The sequence below is a fragment of the Gemmata sp. genome (assembly GCF_051859125.1).
Lineage (GTDB): Bacteria > Planctomycetota > Planctomycetia > Gemmatales > Gemmataceae > Gemmata.
In genome coordinates, this window is sequence record NZ_JBHYGG010000248.1 from 1 (window position 1) to 18,289 (window position 18,289).

16 protein-coding genes are annotated in these 18,289 nt (G+C 69.9%); 6 read left to right on the forward strand and 10 right to left on the reverse strand.

Annotated elements, in window-relative coordinates:
• Window positions 1-587 precede the first annotated feature (587 nt).
• The 9 genes from ACTIGN_RS21560 to ACTIGN_RS21600 form a co-directional block, all read right to left on the reverse strand.
• A complete protein-coding gene (locus ACTIGN_RS21560; RefSeq protein WP_439627663.1) occupies window positions 588-4,976 on the reverse strand; it encodes a PAS domain S-box protein in 4,389 nt (1,462 codons plus the stop codon).
• A gap of 1,007 nt (window positions 4,977-5,983) precedes the next feature.
• The gene (locus tag ACTIGN_RS21565) at window positions 5,984-6,388 is read right to left on the reverse strand and encodes an RND transporter (RefSeq protein WP_439627665.1); all 405 of its coding nucleotides are present in this window, start codon (window positions 6,386-6,388) and stop codon (window positions 5,984-5,986) included.
• 26 nt (window positions 6,389-6,414) lie between these two features.
• A complete protein-coding gene (locus tag ACTIGN_RS21570) occupies window positions 6,415-9,546 on the reverse strand; it encodes an efflux RND transporter permease subunit (RefSeq protein ID WP_439627667.1) in 3,132 nt (1,043 codons plus the stop codon).
• Window positions 9,547-9,561: 15 nt separating this feature from the next.
• Entirely contained in the window at window positions 9,562-10,866 is a 1,305-nt protein-coding gene (locus tag ACTIGN_RS21575) for an efflux RND transporter periplasmic adaptor subunit (RefSeq protein WP_439627669.1), read from the reverse strand.
• Window positions 10,867-12,034: 1,168 nt separating this feature from the next.
• The gene (locus tag ACTIGN_RS21580) at window positions 12,035-12,322 is read right to left on the reverse strand and encodes a hypothetical protein (RefSeq protein WP_439627671.1); all 288 of its coding nucleotides are present in this window, start codon (window positions 12,320-12,322) and stop codon (window positions 12,035-12,037) included.
• Entirely contained in the window at window positions 12,319-12,513 is a 195-nt protein-coding gene (locus tag ACTIGN_RS21585) for a hypothetical protein (RefSeq protein ID WP_439627673.1), read from the reverse strand. The genes ACTIGN_RS21580 and ACTIGN_RS21585 overlap by 4 nt, the downstream gene beginning before the upstream one ends.
• A gap of 391 nt (window positions 12,514-12,904) precedes the next feature.
• On the reverse strand, window positions 12,905-13,105 hold the full coding sequence (locus tag ACTIGN_RS21590; protein ID WP_439627675.1) for a hypothetical protein: 201 nt from the start codon (window positions 13,103-13,105) through the stop codon (window positions 12,905-12,907).
• Window positions 13,106-13,247: 142 nt separating this feature from the next.
• On the reverse strand, window positions 13,248-13,643 hold the full coding sequence (locus tag ACTIGN_RS21595) for a TspO/MBR family protein (protein ID WP_439627676.1): 396 nt from the start codon (window positions 13,641-13,643) through the stop codon (window positions 13,248-13,250).
• Between the two features lie 34 nt (window positions 13,644-13,677).
• On the reverse strand, window positions 13,678-13,938 hold the full coding sequence (locus ACTIGN_RS21600; protein ID WP_439627678.1) for a TfoX/Sxy family DNA transformation protein: 261 nt from the start codon (window positions 13,936-13,938) through the stop codon (window positions 13,678-13,680).
• Between the two features lie 227 nt (window positions 13,939-14,165).
• Between ACTIGN_RS21600 and ACTIGN_RS21605 the strand changes: the two genes are divergently transcribed.
• Both ACTIGN_RS21605 and ACTIGN_RS21610 read left to right on the forward strand, forming a co-directional pair.
• A complete protein-coding gene (locus tag ACTIGN_RS21605) occupies window positions 14,166-14,354 on the forward strand; it encodes a hypothetical protein (protein ID WP_439627680.1) in 189 nt (62 codons plus the stop codon).
• Window positions 14,351-14,812, forward strand: a complete 462-nt coding sequence (locus ACTIGN_RS21610) for an SRPBCC family protein (protein WP_439627682.1) — start codon at window positions 14,351-14,353, stop codon at window positions 14,810-14,812. The genes ACTIGN_RS21605 and ACTIGN_RS21610 overlap by 4 nt, the downstream gene beginning before the upstream one ends.
• A 48-nt stretch (window positions 14,813-14,860) precedes the next feature.
• Here the strand turns inward: ACTIGN_RS21610 and ACTIGN_RS21615 are convergent, their stop codons facing one another.
• Complete coding sequence (locus ACTIGN_RS21615; RefSeq protein WP_439627684.1) at window positions 14,861-15,778, reverse strand: WD40 repeat domain-containing protein; 918 nt, start codon at window positions 15,776-15,778, stop codon at window positions 14,861-14,863.
• Between the two features lie 366 nt (window positions 15,779-16,144).
• On the opposite strand from ACTIGN_RS21615, the gene ACTIGN_RS21620 reads away from it, so the two are divergent.
• From ACTIGN_RS21620 to ACTIGN_RS21635, 4 genes are all read left to right on the forward strand, one after another.
• Entirely contained in the window at window positions 16,145-17,068 is a 924-nt protein-coding gene (locus ACTIGN_RS21620; RefSeq protein ID WP_439627686.1) for a selenium metabolism-associated LysR family transcriptional regulator, read from the forward strand.
• Between the two features lie 109 nt (window positions 17,069-17,177).
• Window positions 17,178-17,672: a cupin domain-containing protein gene (locus ACTIGN_RS21625; protein WP_439627688.1), complete on the forward strand. Its 495-nt coding sequence runs from the start codon at window positions 17,178-17,180 to the stop codon at window positions 17,670-17,672.
• A gap of 10 nt (window positions 17,673-17,682) precedes the next feature.
• Window positions 17,683-17,844 (forward strand): hypothetical protein, encoded by a 162-nt coding sequence (locus ACTIGN_RS21630; RefSeq protein WP_439627690.1) that lies wholly within the window; start codon window positions 17,683-17,685, stop codon window positions 17,842-17,844.
• 30 nt (window positions 17,845-17,874) lie between these two features.
• The gene (locus tag ACTIGN_RS21635) at window positions 17,875-18,273 is read left to right on the forward strand and encodes a methyltransferase domain-containing protein (RefSeq protein ID WP_439627750.1); all 399 of its coding nucleotides are present in this window, start codon (window positions 17,875-17,877) and stop codon (window positions 18,271-18,273) included.
• Window positions 18,274-18,289: the final 16 nt, after the last annotated feature.

Sequence of the window (18,289 nt, forward strand, 5' to 3'; positions counted from 1 at the left end):
ACACAAACCCTTACACGCCCACTACTTCATAGTGCGTGAGCCCTACGGGCGGGGGTGAGTCATTCTGCGTTCCCAAACGACCGTTCTCCCGTCTGCCCGCCGGTCGGGCGGCCGAGTGCCGGCTCCGCACGGCCGGGGGCGAGCGAGTTCGCGATCACGGCGGTCCCGGGCGGTCCGGCCCGTGTGGGGTTCGGGTGCGTGCTTGCCCGACCCACCGGGGTGATTCTACCCGGCCCGCCCCCCGGCGGCAGAGCCGGGACGCGGCCCCTCGCGAGTCGCCTGGTGGCCGGATCCGAGATCCACCCGCCTCACCGCTTCCGAGGGGTGCCGACGCGGGACAGGGGCGAGTCGGTGCGGTAGATCATCGCCTCGCCGGTGATCGCGGGCGGGGCCGTGGTCGGGCCGCCGAGGGCGTTGGTGCTCGCGGCCTCGAACTCCGTGCCCGGTCGCTACGGCTCGATCGGCCCGCCCTCGCCCGCACCCGCCCCGGCTCCGGCCCCACCCCGCCGTGTGTCGAATTTTCGGGCCGGCGGGGCCGCCTGCGCCGTCGTGCTCACGCCGGGTGGCGGCTCGGTCGGGGCCGACCGTCACCCCGTCGCCGGCTCCAGCCCGCCCAGCACCTTCGTCAACGCGGCGTACTCGACCGGCTTGACCAGATGGCGGTCGAACCCGGCGTCGGTACTCTTCTGCCGGTCCTCGTCCTGCCCCCACCCGGTCAACGCCACCAGCACCACGTCCTTGCCCCACGGCTCGGCCCGGATGCGGCGGGCCGCGTCGTACCCGTTCACCTTCGGCATCCCGATGTCCATCAGGATCAGGTCGGGCCGGAACGCCGCGGCCGCCCCGACCCCGGCCTCCCCGTCGTAGGCCGTGCGGACCTCGTTGCCGAGCAGTTCGAGGAGCTGGCCGAGCGAGTTCGCGGAGTCCGCGTTGTCGTCCACGACGAGGATGCGGCGGCGGGCCGGCTCGACCTCCTCATCCTTGTTGTGCGAGTGGTCGGCCCGGGACGCACCGGGCGTCGCGACCGGCAGCCGCACCGTGAACTCACTCCCCTGGCCCTCGCCCCCGCTCCGGGCCTCGATGGTGCCCCCGTGCATCTCGACCAACCCCTTGACCAACGACAGCCCGATCCCCAGCCCGCCGGTCGTCTTCTCCAGCGTCCGGTCAACTTGTGTGAACATCTCGAACACCCGGCCCAGCATGGCGGGCGGGATGCCGATGCCGTCGTCCGCGACGGACACCACGGCCACGCCGCCCTCGCGTCCGACCGCGAGCCGGATGTGCCCGCCCCGGTGCGTGTACTTCGCACTGTTATTCAGCAGGTTGGACACGACCTGGGCGAGACGCGTTGCGTCCCCGTCCACGAACATCGGCTCGTCCGGCAGGGCGACGACGAACGCGTGCCCGGCCTGCTCGATGGCCGGGCGGCTCGTCTCCACGGCGGCGGCGACCACCGCCCGCACGTCCACCCGCTCCCGGCGGAGGTCCAACTTGCCGGTCGTCACCCGGCTCACGTCGAGCAGGTCGTCCACCAGCCGGACCAACTGCGTCAGTTGCCGCTCCATCATCGACCGGGCTTGCTCGACCGTGCCGCCCGCCCCCGCCAAGCGGATGACCTGGAGGCCGTTGCGGATCGGTGCGAGCGGGTTGCGGAGTTCGTGGGCCAGCGTCGCCAGGAACTCGTCCTTCCGCCGGTCGGCGTCCGTCAGGGCGGCGTTCGCCGCCGCCAACTCCGCCGTGCGTTCCCCCACCCGCCGCTCCAGCTCCTCGTTCGCCCGGCGCAGCCCCTCCTCGGCGCGCTTCCGCAGCGTGACGTCGTGCATCGACACCACCGCCCCCAGCATCACCCCCTCCCCGTCGTAGAACGCCTGCCCGCTCGCCAGCACCGTGCGGGGCGGGAGCCGGTCCGGGGCGATCACCATCTCCGCGTCCCGGACCCGCTCCCCCTGGAGTGCCCGGTACAGCGGCACGTCGCCCGTGGCCATCGGCGTCCGGGCGTCCGGCCGGTACAGGCGGTAGTGGTCGGCCCACCGCTCGGCGGGGATCGCCTCTTCGGGCAGGCCGTGCAGTTCGCGGGTGGCCCGGTTGAAGAGGGTCAGGACGCCCCCGCCGTCGCACGCCACGATCCCGTCCTGCACGTTCTCCAGCAACGCCTTCAGGAACTCGTTCGTCCGCGTCAGTTCCGCCGTCCGGTCGGCCACCCGGACCTCCAACTCCCGATGGGCGGTCCGCAGGTCGTCCTCCGCCCGCCGCCGCCCGGTGGCGTCCCGGAAGTAGACCGACAGGCCGTCCGGGGACGGGTAGGCGTGGACCTCGAACCAGCGGTCCAGCGGGGGGTAGAACGCCTCGAACGTGACCGCCACGCCCTCGGCCACCGCCCGGTGGTAGCCGTGGTAGAAGTCGGACCCGACCGCCGGGGCGAACTCCTCCCACAGGTGCTTGCCCAGCAGGTCGTCGCTGGTGCGGGCGAGCAACGCCTCGGCCTGCCGGTTGAGGTAGGTGAACCGCCAGTCCCGGCCCACGGCGAAGAACGCGTCGGTGATGCTCTCCAGGATCGTCCGGGCCTGCTCCTCGGCCCGCCGCTTGTCGCTGACGTCCCGGAACACGAGGACGACGCCCCGCAGCCGCCCCCGCTCGTCCCGGATCGGGGCCGCACTGTCGTCAATGGGCTTCTCGCCGCCGCCCCTGGCGATGAGGACGGTGTGGTTCGCCAGCCCGACGACGCTCCCCTCCCGGAGCACCCTGGCGACCGGGTTCTCCGCCGGGAGGCGGGTCCGCTCGTGGACGATGCGGAAGACGGCCCCCAGGTCGCGGCCCCTCGCCTCCGCCTGCGGCCAGCCCGTCAGGACTTCGGCCACCGGGTTCAGGAAGGTGACCCGCCCGGCGGTGTCGGTGGCGATCACCGCGTCCCCGATGCTGGAGAGGGTGGTCCGCAGCCACTCCCGCTGCTCCTCCAGCCGCCCCTCGGCCTGCTTCTTCTCGACCCCCAGGGCGACGGCGTTGGCGACGGACGCCATCGCCCCCAGGGTGGCGTCGGACAGGGCGTGGCGGGCGAACATGGCCATCACCCCGACCACCCGCCCCCCGACCAGAAGCGGGTAGCCGGCGAAGGCGACCATCCCCTCCCGGACGGCCCACCCCTGGTCGCCCACCCGGTCGTCCCCGACGACGGCGTTGGTCAGGTGCGGCTGCCGCTCCTGGGCGATCAGCCCGATCTTGTACTGGCCGACCGGCACCCGGCTGTGCGGCCCGTCCAGGTGGGTGTACAGCCCGGCACTCGCTTGCAGTTGCAGCACCGCCCCGCCGGGGTCGAGGGTCCAGACGCGGGCGAACGCCCCGCCCAGGTGCTCGACCAACGCCCGGGCACAGCGTTGCAGGCAGTCCTTGAGCGTGTCGGCCTCGACCAGTGCGGTGCCGACCGCCGCACCCAGGGCCAGCAGCCGCCCCCGCTCGGCCAGTGCCGCCTCGGCCTCCTTCCGGGTCGTGATGTCCCGGACGAACCCGGTGAACAGTGGCGGGTCGATGCCGAGCCGGGTGATGACCAACTCGACGGTGATCTCGGACCCGTCCTTCCGCCGGGCGGGCATCTCCAGCCGCACGTTCAGCACGGGGGCCTCGCCGGTGGCGTGGAACCGGGCCATCCCCTCCCGGTGGCCCTCCCTCATGCGAACGGGTACGAGGAGTTCGCCCAGGTCGGCCCCCGCCGCCTCGGCCAGCGTGTACCCGAACAGCGACTCGGCGGCGGGGTTGAACTCCACGACCACGCCGCCGCCGTCGGTGGTGACGATGGCGTCGAGGGAGGCCCGCAGGACCGCCGCCTTGTGGGCCTCGGACGCCCGCACGGCGTCTTCAGACTTCTTGCGGTCCGTCATGTCCCGCAGAATTTTCGAGTAGCCGGTGTGCTTGCCGGCGGCGTCGTGGGTGGGCGTCACGATCCCCAAGGCCCAGAACCGCTCGCCGCCCTTGCGGACGTGCCACCGCTCGTCCTCCGCCCGCCCGTCCCGACTCGCCAGCCGCCGCTCCCGCTCCGGGACGCCCCCGTCGATGTCTTCGGGCGTGAAGATGACCGAGAAGTTCTGGCCGAGGATTTCCGCCTCGGAGAAGCCGAGGATGCGTTCGGCCTCGACGTTCCAACTGGTGACGCGGCCGGCGGGGTCCGTCGTGAAGATGGAGTGGTCCTTGATGTTTTGCACCAGGGACGTGAACCGGGTTTCCAGTTCCCGCCGCTCCTCCTCGGCCCGGCGGAAGGCGGTCACGTCCTCGACGGCCAGGAGGATGAGTTCGGCGTGGTCGCCCGCCTGCCGCAGCTTGCGGGCGTTGAGCACCATCACCTTCCGGCCCAGGCCCGGGAAGTCGTGCTCGACCTCGAAGTCCTCGAACGCCGTGCCCCGCGGGAGGACGTCCGCGAGGCGGTGCCGCAGGGCCGGGATGTCCCACTGGCCGTTGCCGAGGTCGTAGAGGAGACGCCCCTCGGCGTCCTGGGGCCGGACGCGGAAGGTGCGGTAGAAGGAGCGGTTCGCCCGCATCACCCGGAGGTCGGCGTCCAGGACGAGGAGCGGCTCCCGCACGGTGTCCACGATGCCCTCGGCGTAGGCCAGGGCGTCTTGCAGGGCGTCCTGGCTCCTCTTGAGGGCGGTACCGTCCCGCAGGATCACGGCGAACCCGCGGAGCGTGCCGCCCCCGTCCCGCAGGGGGGTCGCCACGCCGCTCGACCAGAACCGGCTGCCGTCCTTCCGCGTGTGCCAGCGGTCGTCCTCGCCCCGGCCCGTGGCGAGGGCCTTCTCCAGTTCCCTCTGCGGCACGCCGTCCCGCACGTCGTCCGGCGTGAAGAAGCGGTCGCACTTCTGACCGACGATCTCCTCTTCGGTGAAACCCAGGAGCCGCTCGGCCCCCTTGGTCCAGGTGAGGACGTGGCGGTGCGGGTCCACGACGAAGATGGCGTAGTCGAGGACGTTCTCGGCCAGGCGGCGGAACATCTCGCCCTCCCACGCCGTCCGGTCCGCCCCCGTCTGTTCACCCATGCACGCACCTGAATTGACGAAAGCCCGCCCCGGCGGGGGACGCCCCGCCCACGCGACCGACCAACACTGTGCTGGGGGCGATGGGGCAGAAGCCCCGAGAAGGGAATAGCTTACCTCATTCAGCCGGAGACGGGTAGGACTGACCCGACGAGCCCGTCGTGCGTGGCACGCCGGACCGGGACACGGCACCCGCTTCAACCCGCCCAAGGCCACGCCGGTGTCGGCCCTGTTGGCGATCACGCTGCCCGCTCCGCTTCTACGAGTCGGCCGCATAGGCATTTTACTTTCCCTACTAACCTAAAGATCAAGACACACCAGGCGACTCCTCACGTCGCCGCCTGGGTGCAGTGGTGTAGTAAGAAGCGGTCGTACCCGACACGAAGCCGCTACGGGATGCTCTGTTGCTCGCCGACGGGTGCCGTTTCTCGCGATGACGCACCCGGAGGGGGCAGTGCCGACCGGCCGTCCTGCAACCTGCCGGGGGCCTCAAATCGCCACTTGGTGATACGCCTGCGGCCCAGACCCTTGGCTCCCCAGCGGTCCAGGAGTCACCCTTTAAAACCGCTTTTTAGATTGCGGGCCTGCTCCGTGTGTGGTCCCTTCCCCGGAGCCGAACAACGCTCGTCCGGGCGAGGGGTAGTCCGACCGGGTCGCCGTGTACGGTAAACCGCCTGACGGTGTACTCGTCCATCGACGCCGAGTGCCCGGTGGCCCAGGATGACCTGAGTGCGGCCCCGATCCGTACCGGCCGGCACCCGCCCCCGGCGACCGGAACTACGACGACGTCGTCGATTCGATGAGGGCGTTCGTGGTCAAGCGACCCGCACCTCCTCACCCCGAAGCGCGTGTGCCGTTCCAGTGCGACCGGATGACGGCGGCGTTGCGAGATCGACTCACGCCCCGCTGCCACATGTTCGAGATGAACGGCGAAAACTGCCCTCCGCGCACTTCGTCAGGACCGGTCACTTCTTCTCGGGCGTGTTCTTCTTCGGCAGCGGCATCTCCTCGCCCGTCTTCGCCTTGTACTGTGCCCTCGCCTTCTCCATCAGCGACGGGTCGCAGATGAAGCACTGGCTCTTGGCCCGCTCGTGCCTGTCGCACCAGTCCCCCTTGGCCCTGAACTCCTTGGCCGCCTTTGCGCTGCACATGCTGCAATCGTCTTCGGGCACGCCGTGCGGCCGGCACCACCACCCGCCGTCTTCGTCGGACTCGTCCTTCGGCTTCACCGCTGGCGTTCCCTTCGGGTCGGCCTTCGCGACCTCCTTGCCCTTCACGTCGCCACCCGTGCTCTCGGCGGGCTTCTGGCCGCAACCGGCCGCGACGAACAACCCTGCGAGCAGGGCTACGCTCATGCACAACGTCTTCATCTCGGATCTCCTGGAAAAGAACGCCCTCACGGGGCAGGAACCGTCTCCGGGGCCACTTCGTGCGGCTGGCCCTTACTCACCGTTTGCGGTGTCCGCAGCGTCGGGAACCGAAACACGACGAACAGCACCCGCAGCACCAGGAGCGACATGACCATCGCCGAGACCACGCCGCCGATCACGACCGTGGCCAGGGGCCGCTGGACTTCGGCACCCACGCCCGTCGAGAACGCCATCGGGACGAACCCCAGGCACGCCACGAGCGTCGTCATCAGCACGGGTCGCAACCGGGTGATCGCGGCTTCCTCGACGGCCTGCTCGAGTGTGCGGCCCCGCTTCTGGAGTTGCCGGACGTAGCTGACGAGGATCATGTCGTCGAGGACCGCCACGCCGGACAGGGCGATGAACCCGATGCCCGCCGAGATCGAGAACGGCATGTCCCGCAGCCACAGGGCGAGGACGCCGCCGACCCACGCGAACGGCACGCCCGAAAACACCCGGAGCGTGTCGAGCACCGTGCCGTAGGTCGCGTACAGGAGCAGGAAGATCAGCAGCAGGGCGACCGGGACGACGATCATCAGTCGCGTCTGTGCGCGTTCGAGTTGCTCGAACTGCCCGCCGTAAGCGACGTGGTACCGGCCCGGCGGCATCGTGACTTCGGCCTTCACCGCGTGCTGTACTTCGGCGACGAACGTGCCCAGGTCGCGGCCGCGGACGTTGCAGGTGATGACGATCCGCCGCTGGCCCCACTCGCGGGTGATCGTGGACGGCCCTTCGATGATTCGGATGTCGGCCACCCGCGACAGCGGCACCCGCTCGCCGGTCGCCGTCGGAAGTTGGATCGCCCCCACCGCCTCCGGGCTGGACCGCCACTCGTCCGGCAGGCGGACCACCAGCGGGAACCGGAACTGGCCGTCCACGACCTCGCCCATCGGCTTCGACCCGATGCTCTCGACCAGTTCCATCACGGCACGGGCCGGAATGCCGTACCGGGCGAGTTGGTCCTGCTTCACCTTCACTTCGAGCACCGGCTGGCCGATCACCTGCTCGACGGCGAGGTCGGCGACGCCGGGGACGTCCTTCATGACCTTCCTGATCTCCTCGGCCTTGGCCTTCAGCACGGTCAGGTCGTCGCCGAAGAGTTTCACCGCGAGGTCGGATCGCGTACCCGCGAGCATCTCGTTGATCCGCATCTCGATGGGCTGCGAGAACGCGAATTTTAGCCCCTGAATCGTCCGCAGTTCCCGCTCGACGCGGGTGGTGAGTTCGGCCTGGGTTGAGGCCTTCGTCCACCCCTTCCGGGGCTTCAGGCTGATGAAGACGTCGGTCAGTTCCACGCCCATCGGGTCGGTGGCAACCTCGGCCGTTCCGGCCCGACTCCAGACGTGGGCGATCTCGTCGGGGAACGCCGCGAGCAGGGCCTTCTCCACTTGCGTGTTGGTTCGCACGGACTCTTCCAGACTCGTCCCGGCCAGCCGCACGGTTCCGAGCGTGATCGCCCCCTCGGACAGCCGGGGCACGAACTCCGAGCCGAGTTGCGGGGCGACCACGCCGAACGCCACGAACAGCACGGTCGCCCCGAAGATCAGCACCGCCGACTTGTACCGCATCGTCCGCTTCAGGACCGGCACGTACGCCGCCTTGATGACGCGCAGCAGGAGCGGCTCGCGGTCCGAAATCCTCCGGGGCAGCACGAGGCTGGCGAGTGCCGGCACCAGCGTCATCGACAGGACCATCGACCCGGCCAGGGCGAAGATCACGGTCAGGGCCATCGGGCGGAACAGCTTCCCCTCGATCCCTTCGAGCGTCAGGATCGGCAGGTAGACGACGAGGATGATGAGTTCGCCGAACAGGGTCGGCTTGCGGACCTCGACGGCGGCGTCGCGAATCACCTCGCGGCGGCCCTTCCCGTCCGGGTTATTGGCGAGGTGCCGGACGCAGTTCTCGACCATCACGACCGACGAGTCCACGACCATGCCGAAGTCGATGGCCCCGAGACTGAGCAGGCTGGCCGCGATTCCGAAACGGAGCATCCCGCTGAACGCGAACAGCATCGACAGGGGGATGGCCAGGGCGACGATGAACGCCGCCCGGAGGTTGCCGAGGAACAGGAACAGCACGCACACGACGAACAGGCCGCCCTCGAACAGGTTCGCCCGCACCGTGTCGATGACGTAGTCCACGAGTTCCGTGCGGTCGTACACCGGCTGCACCTTCACGCCCGCCGGCAGCGTCGCCCTCACCTCGTCCAGGCGGTTCTTCAGCCCCCACGTCACCTCGTGGGAGTTCTCGCCCGTCGTCATGAACCCCAGGCCGAGAACCACCTCACCCTTTCCGTCCGCAGTCACGGCACCGCGTCGCACCTCGTGCCCGATCCGCAGCTCGGACACGTCGCCGAGCAGCACCGGCACCCCGTCCTTCACCGCAACCTGGATGCCCCTGAGTTGCTCCAGCGTCGTCGTGCGGCCCACGCCGTGGACGAGTAGGGTGCCGCTCCCCCGGTCGATCACCCCGCCGCCGACGTTCTGGTTGTTCTCGCGGATCGCGGCGGTGACGGCGTCGAACGTCAGCCCGTACTTGGCCACCCTCGCGGGGTCGATGCACACCTGGTACTGCCGCTCGAACCCGCCCCACGAGTTGACCTCGGCCACGCCCCGCACCCGCCGCATCTGGGGCCGGACGACCCAGTCGTGGACGGTGCGGAGTTGCGTCACGTCGTCGCCCCTGCCGGTGACGACGTAGTGGAACACCTCGCCCAGCCCGGTCGAAACCGGCCCCATCTTCGGGCGGTCCAGCCCGTGCGGGAGTTGCACCGATGACAGTCGCTCGGTAACCAGTTGGCGGGCGAAGTAGATGTCGGTGCCGTCCTCGAAGATCACCACCACCTGGGAGAAGCCGAACTTCGAGATCGACCGCATCTGTGCGATCTTCGGTAACCCGCTGAGGGCCTGTTCGACCGGATAAGTGATCTGCTGCTCGACCTCTTCCGGGCCGAGGGCCGGGGCGACGGTGTTGATCTGCACCTGAACCGGGGTCGTGTCCGGGAAGGCGTCGATGTCGAGGAACCGTAGCGACACGGCACCGGCCGCCGCCAGGGCGACGGCCATCATGATGACCAGCCAGCGGTATCGCAGCGAGTAGTCGATGATCGCGTTCAGCATGCCCGTGTCCTCTCATCACTTGGGGTGGCAGCAGGCGCAGCCTTCGCCCAAATCGGCACGGAGCAGTTCGGTGAGGAGCAGGCCGCTCCCCCCGGTCGCGACGAGTTCGCCCGGCCGCACGCCCGCGATGACTTCCGTGTTCCTGGCGTCCCTCGCCCCGAGCCGCACCTTGCGGACGTGGAACACCTTGGGCGACCCGGCCTTCAGGTAGTCCCTGTCGCGGACGAAGACGACGTGGCAGCACCCCTCCCAGTGGACCGCGTCGTTCGGCACCGACACGACCTCGGCCTCCTCCCTCAAGACCACCCGTCCCGAACCGAACGTGTTCGCCACCAGCTTCCGGTCCGGGTCGGCGAGGTCGGCCCGAACCTTCACGGTGCGGGTCTTGGGGTCGGCGTGGCTGCTGCGCCACGTGATCTTGCCGAGCAGTTCTTCACGCCCGTTGTCCGGCTTGAACCGCACCGGGTGGCCGGCGTTGACGCGGCGAGCGTCCTCGCCCTTCAAGTCGAGCGTGAGCCACAGCGACCGCGTGTCCACGACCTCGAAGAGGATGCGTGCGACGTCCACGACTTCCCCGGCGGCCATTTCCCGCGACACGATCACGCCGTCCATCGGCGTGACGAGCGGCAGCAGGTTCGTGGTCGCCGATTTCGCGTCGAGCGACTTCGCAACAACGGCGGGGATGCCGAGGAAGTGGAGCTTCGCCCGGAGTTGGTCGGCGGTCAGGGTTCGCAGTTCCGCTTCATCAAAGGGCAAACCAAGATTCGTGAGCGACTGGCAGCCCGCAGAAAGCCGAATCTCGGCCTCGATCAGAGCCGCTTCGACCTCACGGAGGCGGGCACCCGAGACGGCACCGCCGGACTGCTTGACGCTGGCGAGTGTCTCGGCCTTCAACTGGTGCCCCGCGAACGCCTGGAGCACCTCGGCCTTCGCCCTGCCGACCTCGGCGGCATCGACCAGGGCCAACAGTTCCCCGGCCTTCACGTCCTGGCCGAGGTGCTTGAACACCGTCCGCACCGTGCCGGGTGAACGCGCCGACAGGTGAGCGACGCGCGACTGGTCGTACCCGATCTCGCCCGGGGCCGGGACGAACTCGGCGGCCGGAGCCGTCCACACCGGCTCGACGGTTACACCGGCCTTGTCGGCGTCGCGGGCCGTGGCGAACTGGATGCGGCGGTGGTGCGAGCGGCAGACCGGGTTGTTGCCGGGCCGGTCGGCGAAGTCCAGTGCCCGCTTGGCCCGGTCGAGGTCATGGGCGGTGACGACGGGTGTCCCCGGGAGTTGGGCCAGTGCGGGGTTGCACAGCGTGCACTCGGGCACGCCGTGCAGCTTGCACCACTCGCGAACAGCGGGCCTCGGCAACAAGTCCGGGTCGCACTCCACGCAGATGGAGAGGGGAACGTTGTGCTCCCCGCACCAGTCGTCCTTTGCGTTGACGCGGCCGCCCAACTCCGAGAACTTGGGCAGTTTCCAACCCGTGTGGTGCCCCCACCAACCTACGGCCCCGGCCACCGCCACGACGAGGAGGGTCGGGATGCCCCCCGCGACGAGTCCGATAGCGGACCCGATGAGTCCCCGTTGGCGAGACCGCGGACGTGGTTCAGCGGTTGTGGCTGGCGGGTCCAGCACGACGCCGGTGACAGGCTCGCTCATGCCCGACCCCCTTTCCGAGTTCGTGAATCACGTTGCACAAGGCTGCCTGGGCAAGGCACGGCGACCATGCGGGTGGTTGCGGCACCGGACACGCAATGACGTTGCCTGGTCCGCCGGCAAAGCCGCCGGGGACCGACGGGGAAGTGTCGCGGGGCTAAATGACGAGCGAACAGTGGGACAGGTAGAAGGGCGGCGAGGACGGCCGGGTCGGCGACGCGACGGCCGGGGGGGCCTCAGAACGGGCGACTCCAACGGGCAGAAGGGCAACAACCTCGGCCGGCGGCGCGTCGTGGTCGAGTGACTGGACGGGGTCGATCCACTTGAAACAATCGACCCCCGAAGAGGCCGGACAGCCCGGCGCGTGCGAATCGTCCGGGACCGGGGCGGGAGGAGTCGGCTCGCCCGGCTGCGTCGGCACCGCAGCCGGGCGTCCGCCGTTGCAGTGGCGGCAGCTACAGTCGGACGAAGTCGGATGCGGGGCTTCGCCCTGAGTCCGGGTGGGGCGGTCGGTCCGGGCGTGGGTCCGCGATGCGGCCTTGCAGATGCAAAACCCGGTCGGTTGGAGGAGTGGCACGCAGGCCACCAGCATCAGGACTTGCGCCAGCGTTGCCAACCGAGTTGTCCCCCGACGGGAAGTGTAGGGTGAAAGATACCGGTGCAACTCCGACACGTCAATCGTACCAGGCGTGCGGTGCGTGCACCCTGGCCGCGACCTCCGGACCGAGCACCCCGGCAGAGAACCTCTTCGGTCGCGCGTTGTCCGCGCGGACGGCCGCGGCGTGGCGAACGTCGAAGTAGCTCCCGCCAAATGCAGAAGTGGTGGCCGCCACGGCACTCAGCGGGCGAGGCCCATGCCCGCCACCGCACTGGCGTACACGAAGAGGGCGGGCCCTGCGGCCAGGAGCACGGCCACCAACCCGCCAGCGGTCGCGACTCGTCCCGCCCCGGACCCGCGGGCGAAGAGCCCGACGACCGAACCCGTCGCGGCCACCGGGACCGCGGCGAGCGGCAGGATCAGGGAGCCGACGAAGACGCTCGCGACCGCCACCCCGACGGCTGCGGCAACCACCGCCCACCCGGTCCAGCCGCGCACGGCCCCATCGTCCTTGTCTTCGTTGTTCACATCATCCCCCGCTGGTGCCCTCCGGGCGTCCTTCGGGCGTCCCAGTTGAAGACGCACTCCCGGTGCAGCCCGTCGGCCGACCTGTCGGGGGCGACGTGGCTGCCGCGGCCCCAGATCGGGCCGACCTCCGTGCCGCCCATCGCCTGCCACACGTTCTGACCCTTGCCGCTGTCGCCGCCGGGGGTGACCACCGTGCCGTCGGTGGCGGCGACCCGGGGGGAAGAGGCGGGACCCCCTGGTAGGTGCGGGTGCCGACCCACCCAGGACCGAGAACGAAAAGACCCGCACGACGGCAAAGGTCAGCCACAACCACTTCAGGAGACCCTCCGCGGGGTGCCACCCCGCCATCGGCCCGGGCCGTGATTGCGAGTGCGCCGCCCGGAGCGATGAAGCGGTACGAAGTGGATGGGTTCGGACGACCAGTCGGGCACCGTGGCGGCGGCCGGAACCCGGCCGGAGCGTTCCCCGGCCGGATGGCTCAACGGGGTCGAGGCGAGAGAACGAGTGGGCAAGTGGTGCCGCGACGACAGCACCGGGCCGGCGACACCGTCGTCGCGTAACCATGTCCACGCCCGGTCGTGCTCACTCTTCCTGAGCCGCGTCGTCGTCCCCCTGGGGCGACTTCTTGCCCGGCCGCGGCGGGTGCTTCTCGTGCGTCTCGGTGGTGTACTTGCCGTCCCCGTCCACGTTGGCGGCCGCGTCCCCGCCCACCCCGCCGCCGGCCGCCTTGGCCTTGTCGGCGGCCACCTTCTTGTCGTGGGCCACGTTGCGCTCGTCTGCCATTGCGAGTCCTCTGCTGGGTATCGGTGCGGCGATGGTGAAGCACTTACGGTGCCGGGTCCTCGTGCCGGGGCAGGACACTGAGCGTGCCGCCCTGGATTCGGGCGTTCAGCTTCTGCGGCGGCCGGAGGATCATCACGCCCCCTCACCAGTTCGCGGCCGTGATCGAGAGTTGCAGCACGGTCGCGATCCCCACCCACACGAGGTACGGGACCTGGGCCGCCGCGGCCCAGCGGTAGTGCGGCCACACGGCGGCCATCGACCACACGATGGTGCCGAGCACCACAAGGATGTCCGCCGCCGCAAGGGGGAGGTTCCGCAGCCCGAACTGGATCGGGGTGAAGCTCAGGTTGGCGACCAAGTTGATGGCGAACGGCACCGCGACCGACCGCGGGACCTTGCCCCGCACCGCCTGCACGAACACGTACCCGAAGCTGACGACAATCACCGGGTACAGGACCGCCCAGATGAGCCCGATGGTGCTCCCGTCGGGCGTCCAGCTCGGCTTCGCCAGGGCGTTGTACCACTCCATCCGCGTCATCGTCCGCCTCCCCCGTAAGTCGGCCCCGCCGTCCTCACGCCGCATCGACCTCGCGGCGCAACTTCCATTTGGCGGCCTCCGACAGGTCCCGCCAGTCCCGGCCGTGCAGCCCCGCGGCCAACGCCCACAACAGGTTCAGGCTCGCACCGGGCCGCCGCCCCTTGACGAGCAGGTAGGCGACCACGGGGCCGAGTCGTCGCAGGTCGCCGACCGTTGCGACGCCGCTCCCGCGGAGCCAGTCCGCACTCGTCGGGCCGAGGTTCTTCAAGGTCGCGATCGGATCCCCGTCGGTCATGGCCGCTTCCCGTTGCCCGACCCAACCCAGGCGAACACCGACACGGCCCTCGCACTTTCCGACCGCACGACGCAAACCACGCGGACGCCGATGTTGCCGCCCGTCGTGCCGGGCAAGTCGGGGTCATGCCCCCGTGGTAACCTATCGGCAGCAGAGCACATGCCGCAGGGCGAAACCAGAGACCGCCGGGGGTAGAATGGGCGGGTCTCCCGTCGGAGGGGTCTGTGATGGGCGAGAAGTGGGACCGGAGCGGCAAGCAGGTTCGTCCGAAGACGGCCGTGCGGGGCAAGCGTTCCCTGTGCGCCCGGTGCCGGAAGCGCAGCCCGACGGCGGTCACGACCCCGGCCCCGTGGTACTGCCCGAACTGCCTGCGGGCGGACGAGCCGCCCGCGGATCGGCGGGAGGACGTCCCGTGAGGCCGATCACCTTCCGCTGCGAGGCCACGTTGCCCCTGGCACCGGAGGTCATCGCCGGGCAGATCCTCGACCTCACACGGTGGCCGGAGTTCGGGGGCTACGGGCCGCTGCCCGGCATCCGGTCGGCCGAGTTCGAGGCGCACCTCCCGGAGGTCGTTGGCACCCGCATCCGGGTGACGAACCGGGACGGGTCGAGCCACGTCGAGGAGGTCATCGAGTGGAACCCCGACCGGAGGGTGCGGCTCCGCATGAGCCACTTCTCGGCCCCGCTGTCGCGGCTGGCGACCGAGTTCGTGGAGACGTGGGAGTTCGAGCGGAACGGGGACGAGACGCGGGTCACCCGCTCGTTCGAGCTGCACCCCAAGGGCCGGGCGACGCGGCCGGTCGTGTGGCTGACCCCGCTCCTGCTCCGACGGGCCGTTGCCCGCCACCTGCGACAGATGCGGAATCCGACATGACCACGACGCCCGGCATGAAGCCGTGGGCATGAAGGCCCGCTTCTCGACTCACACGTCCGCGTCCCACACGACGACCTTGCCCGTGTCGCTCCCGGCGGCGGCCAGGAGCCCGTCCGGGCTGAAGCACACCGACCGCATCCGCCCGATGTCCCAGGTGAATGACCGCGAGAGCTGGCCCGACGCGGGGTCGTAGAACTTCACCGTCTTGTCGTTGCTCGTCGCCGCGAGCACCCGCCCCGACGGGTGGTAGGCGACGCCGGTGAAGTGCTGCTTGCCGTCGTTCGCGACCTTCGGCACCGTCCCCCACCCGCCCGACGACGGGTAGATGCGGAGGACGTTCCGGGTGCGGCAGGCCACGGTGAGGCCGTCGGGCGACAGCACCATCTGGTCGGGGTCGTCGGGGAGCGGGTCGGACCGTTCGAGGACCTCGCCGGTCTCCGCCGACCGCGTGACGCGGCGGTACTCCCACCGCCGGTCCGGCAGCAGCGTTCCTTCCAGCAGGAGGAACCGATCAGACGCCGGGAATTGGAGTGCCGAGTAGACCAGCGATGTGGACGTGACCTCCCGCACCGGGGCGTCGAGGGCGTCCGTCGCCCAGAGCGTCAGCCGGGTGCCCTCGGCCCCCTGCGGCGTCTCGGCGACCACCAGCCGCCGGCCGTCGGGCGACACCCCGAACCACAACGCCGCCCACTTCGGGATCGCGGCGACGGTGCCCGTGCGGCTCCCCAGGTCGAACGCGCACAGCTGATCGCTCCCGGCGTACAGCGTGCGGCCGTCCGGGGTGAAGGCGAGCCGCTTGACGACCTTCGCCGGCAGCACGAGCACGTCGGAATTGGCCCCGGCCTTGTACGCGGGCCAGTGGCACAGGCCGGCGGACAACGCCGGGGCGAACAGCCCGGTGCCGTCGGGCGAGAACGTCAACTCGTCGAGCCGCACCTTGGCCGCCCCGGCCTTCATCACCAGCATCGGTCACCCTATAGGAATACTTTGGTTCCCTAGTTTTCTAGAGATCTCGACACACCGGGCGAATCCTCACGTCGCCGCCTGGGTGCGGTGGTGTGAAATAAAGGGGCCGGCCCGGCCCGGCCCGGGCCGGGCCGGGCCGGCCTCGCGACCGACGTTCGGCTCCCCGTCGTCAACGCGACCGCACACTCCGGCATTATCCCAAAACCACTTTTGGATCCGGGGCCTTCTGCGCCCCGCGGCGGACCGGCCGCTACCCGCCTTCGCAGCCCCGACGCGGCGGTGCCTCACTCCCCGACGTAGCCCCGCACGCCGTCTACAATGACCGCTGTGGAGAACGAGTCGACAGTCGCTGGTGGCGGTGCCGCCGTGGACCTCCCGGACGAACAACTCCCGCACCTTGGGACCTTCTCGAAGGCCGCCGAGTTGAGCGGCTTCACGGCGGCGGCGAAGGCCCTCGGCCTGACCCAGGCGGCGGTCAGCCAGCGCATCCAGACCCTCGAAAAGTCCCTCGACACGAGCCTGTTCGACCGGCGGGGCGGGCGGGTGCTGCTCACCGACGCCGGCAGGACGCTCTACGCCTACGCCCAGCGGATCGCCGACCTGCACCACGAGGCCCGGCGGGAGGTCACCGGCCGCGATGCCCCGGTCGCCGGGGAACTGGTGATCGCCGCCAGTTCGGTCCCCGGCGAGCACCTGCTCCCCGCGTTGCTCGCCGCGTTCGGTCACCAGCACCCGCACGTCCGGGTCCGGGCCGGCGTCGGCGACAGCGTGGCGGTGATGGCACAAGTGGAGCGGGGCGAAGTGGGTGTCGGACTGGTCGGAAGGAAGTCTAACGACCCGAACCTGGTGTTCCGCTTCCTCGCCGCGGACCACATGGTGCTCGTGACCCCGCCCGGTCACGCACTGGGCCGGAAGAAGAAGGTCACGGTCGATCAACTCGCCGCCCACCCGCTGATCGTGCGGGAGGCCGGGTCCGGGTCGCGGCACTGCTTCGAGAAGTCACTGGAGCGTGCGGGGCGGTCGATGACCGAACTCCGGGTCGCCCTCGAACTCGGCAGCAACGAGGCGATCAAGGGGGCCGTCCTCCGGGGCGTCGGCGTGGCCGTCCTGTCGAACCTCGCCCTCCAGAAGGAAATCAAGGCCGGCACCCTGCACGTCCTCGAAGTCGAAGACATCCGCTGCGACCGGGAGATGTTCGTGGTGCGGGATCGTAGACGAGTGCCGTCCCTCCCAACCCGGCTGTTCCTGAACTTCCTCGAAGCCAATCCCGCTCCCCATCTCAACCCATAAGCACAGCTTATGGCCCTGTTCCGGGGTATCACCCAACGCCCGTAACGCCCTCCGATCCTCACCGCTACCTTGCCGGTGTGACGGGCCGCCGTTGTCGGAGGAAACCACCATGAAGTCGTTGTTGTTCGCCGCAGGGTTCGCGGCCCTATTGCCGCTGGTGTCGGTGCCGGCCGACCCGCCGAAGCACGAGAAGGTGGCCGACCAGCCGCCGAAACATGCGAAGGAGGTCGAGGAGCCGGGCCTGATGGTCAGCCGGTCGGAGGTCATGAAGAAAGACCCCGTGGCCGATCTCGGCGTGGCCCGGTACTGGGCGGTCGAGAAGGGCAAGGACGTGTGGTCCCTGCTGGTCGAGGTCAACGGCACGATCCCGTTGCACTTCCACCCGGACGGCGTTCACCGCATGTACGTCCTCGAAGGCAAGCTGAAATGCACCGTGGGGAAGGAGACGATGGAGATGGGGCCGGGGGACTACATGCTCATCCCGAAGGGCGTCCGGCACAAGTTCGAGAAGGTCGGGGACGGGAAGGCGTACTTCGTGACGGTGGACACGCCGCCGATCAACCCGGCGAACAACGTGTGGCTCGAACCCGCCCCCAAGAAGTGAGGACGCCGCCGTGGAGCGCGTGAACGAAATCAAGGACATGATCCGGCAGCGGTTCGTGAAGGTCGCCACCGACCCGACCGCCCCGCAGAGGCACCCGCACGGCCCGGCCACTGCGAAGAAACTCGGCTACGACCCCGCCGAGATCGACAGTTTGCCCGCAAGCGTGACGTAGTCCTTCGCCGGGGTTGGGAATCCCCTCGGCCTGCACGCCCTTCGCCCCGGCGAGACGGTGGTGGACATCGGCTGCGGGGCCGGGGTGGACAGCATCCTCGCCGCCCGCAAGGTCGGGCCATCCGGTCGGGTGGTCGGCGTGGACCTGACGCCTGAGATGGTGAAGAAGGCCACCGACAACGCCGTGGCCGCAGGTGTGGCGAACGCCGAGTTCCACCAGGGCGAGGCCGACCGCCTGCCCGCGAGTGACGGTGCGGTGGACGTGGTGCTCTCGAACGGGGTGTTTAACCTGTGCCTCGACAAGCCGAAGGTGCTGGCCGACGTCTTCCGTGTTCTCCGCCCCGGGGGCCGGGTGCAGATGGCAGACATCCTGTTGGGCGAGGCGGTGACGGACGAACAGGTAGAGAAGAAAGGAGCGTGGTCCGACTGAATCGGCGGTGCGATCA

What these genes read in the sequence shown, in the direction of transcription:
- ACTIGN_RS21590 (WP_439627675.1), bottom strand. Translation starts at nt 13,105, where the DNA reads ATGGCAGACGAGCGCAACGTGGCCCACGACAAGAAGGTGGCCGCCGAC.
- ACTIGN_RS21600 (WP_439627678.1), bottom strand. Translation starts at nt 13,938, where the DNA reads ATGACCGACGGGGATCCGATCGCGACCTTGAAGAACCTCGGCCCGACG.
- ACTIGN_RS21565 (WP_439627665.1), bottom strand. Translation starts at nt 6,388, where the DNA reads ATGAAGACGTTGTGCATGAGCGTAGCCCTGCTCGCAGGGTTGTTCGTC.
- ACTIGN_RS21595 (WP_439627676.1), bottom strand. Translation starts at nt 13,643, where the DNA reads ATGACGCGGATGGAGTGGTACAACGCCCTGGCGAAGCCGAGCTGGACG.
- ACTIGN_RS21560 (WP_439627663.1), bottom strand. Translation starts at nt 4,976, where the DNA reads ATGTTCCGCCGCCTGGCCGAGAACGTCCTCGACTACGCCATCTTCGTC.
- ACTIGN_RS21605 (WP_439627680.1), top strand. Translation starts at nt 14,166, where the DNA reads ATGGGCGAGAAGTGGGACCGGAGCGGCAAGCAGGTTCGTCCGAAGACG.
- ACTIGN_RS21570 (WP_439627667.1), bottom strand. Translation starts at nt 9,546, where the DNA reads ATGCTGAACGCGATCATCGACTACTCGCTGCGATACCGCTGGCTGGTC.
- ACTIGN_RS21625 (WP_439627688.1), top strand. Translation starts at nt 17,178, where the DNA reads ATGAAGTCGTTGTTGTTCGCCGCAGGGTTCGCGGCCCTATTGCCGCTG.
- ACTIGN_RS21615 (WP_439627684.1), bottom strand. Translation starts at nt 15,778, where the DNA reads ATGCTGGTGATGAAGGCCGGGGCGGCCAAGGTGCGGCTCGACGAGTTG.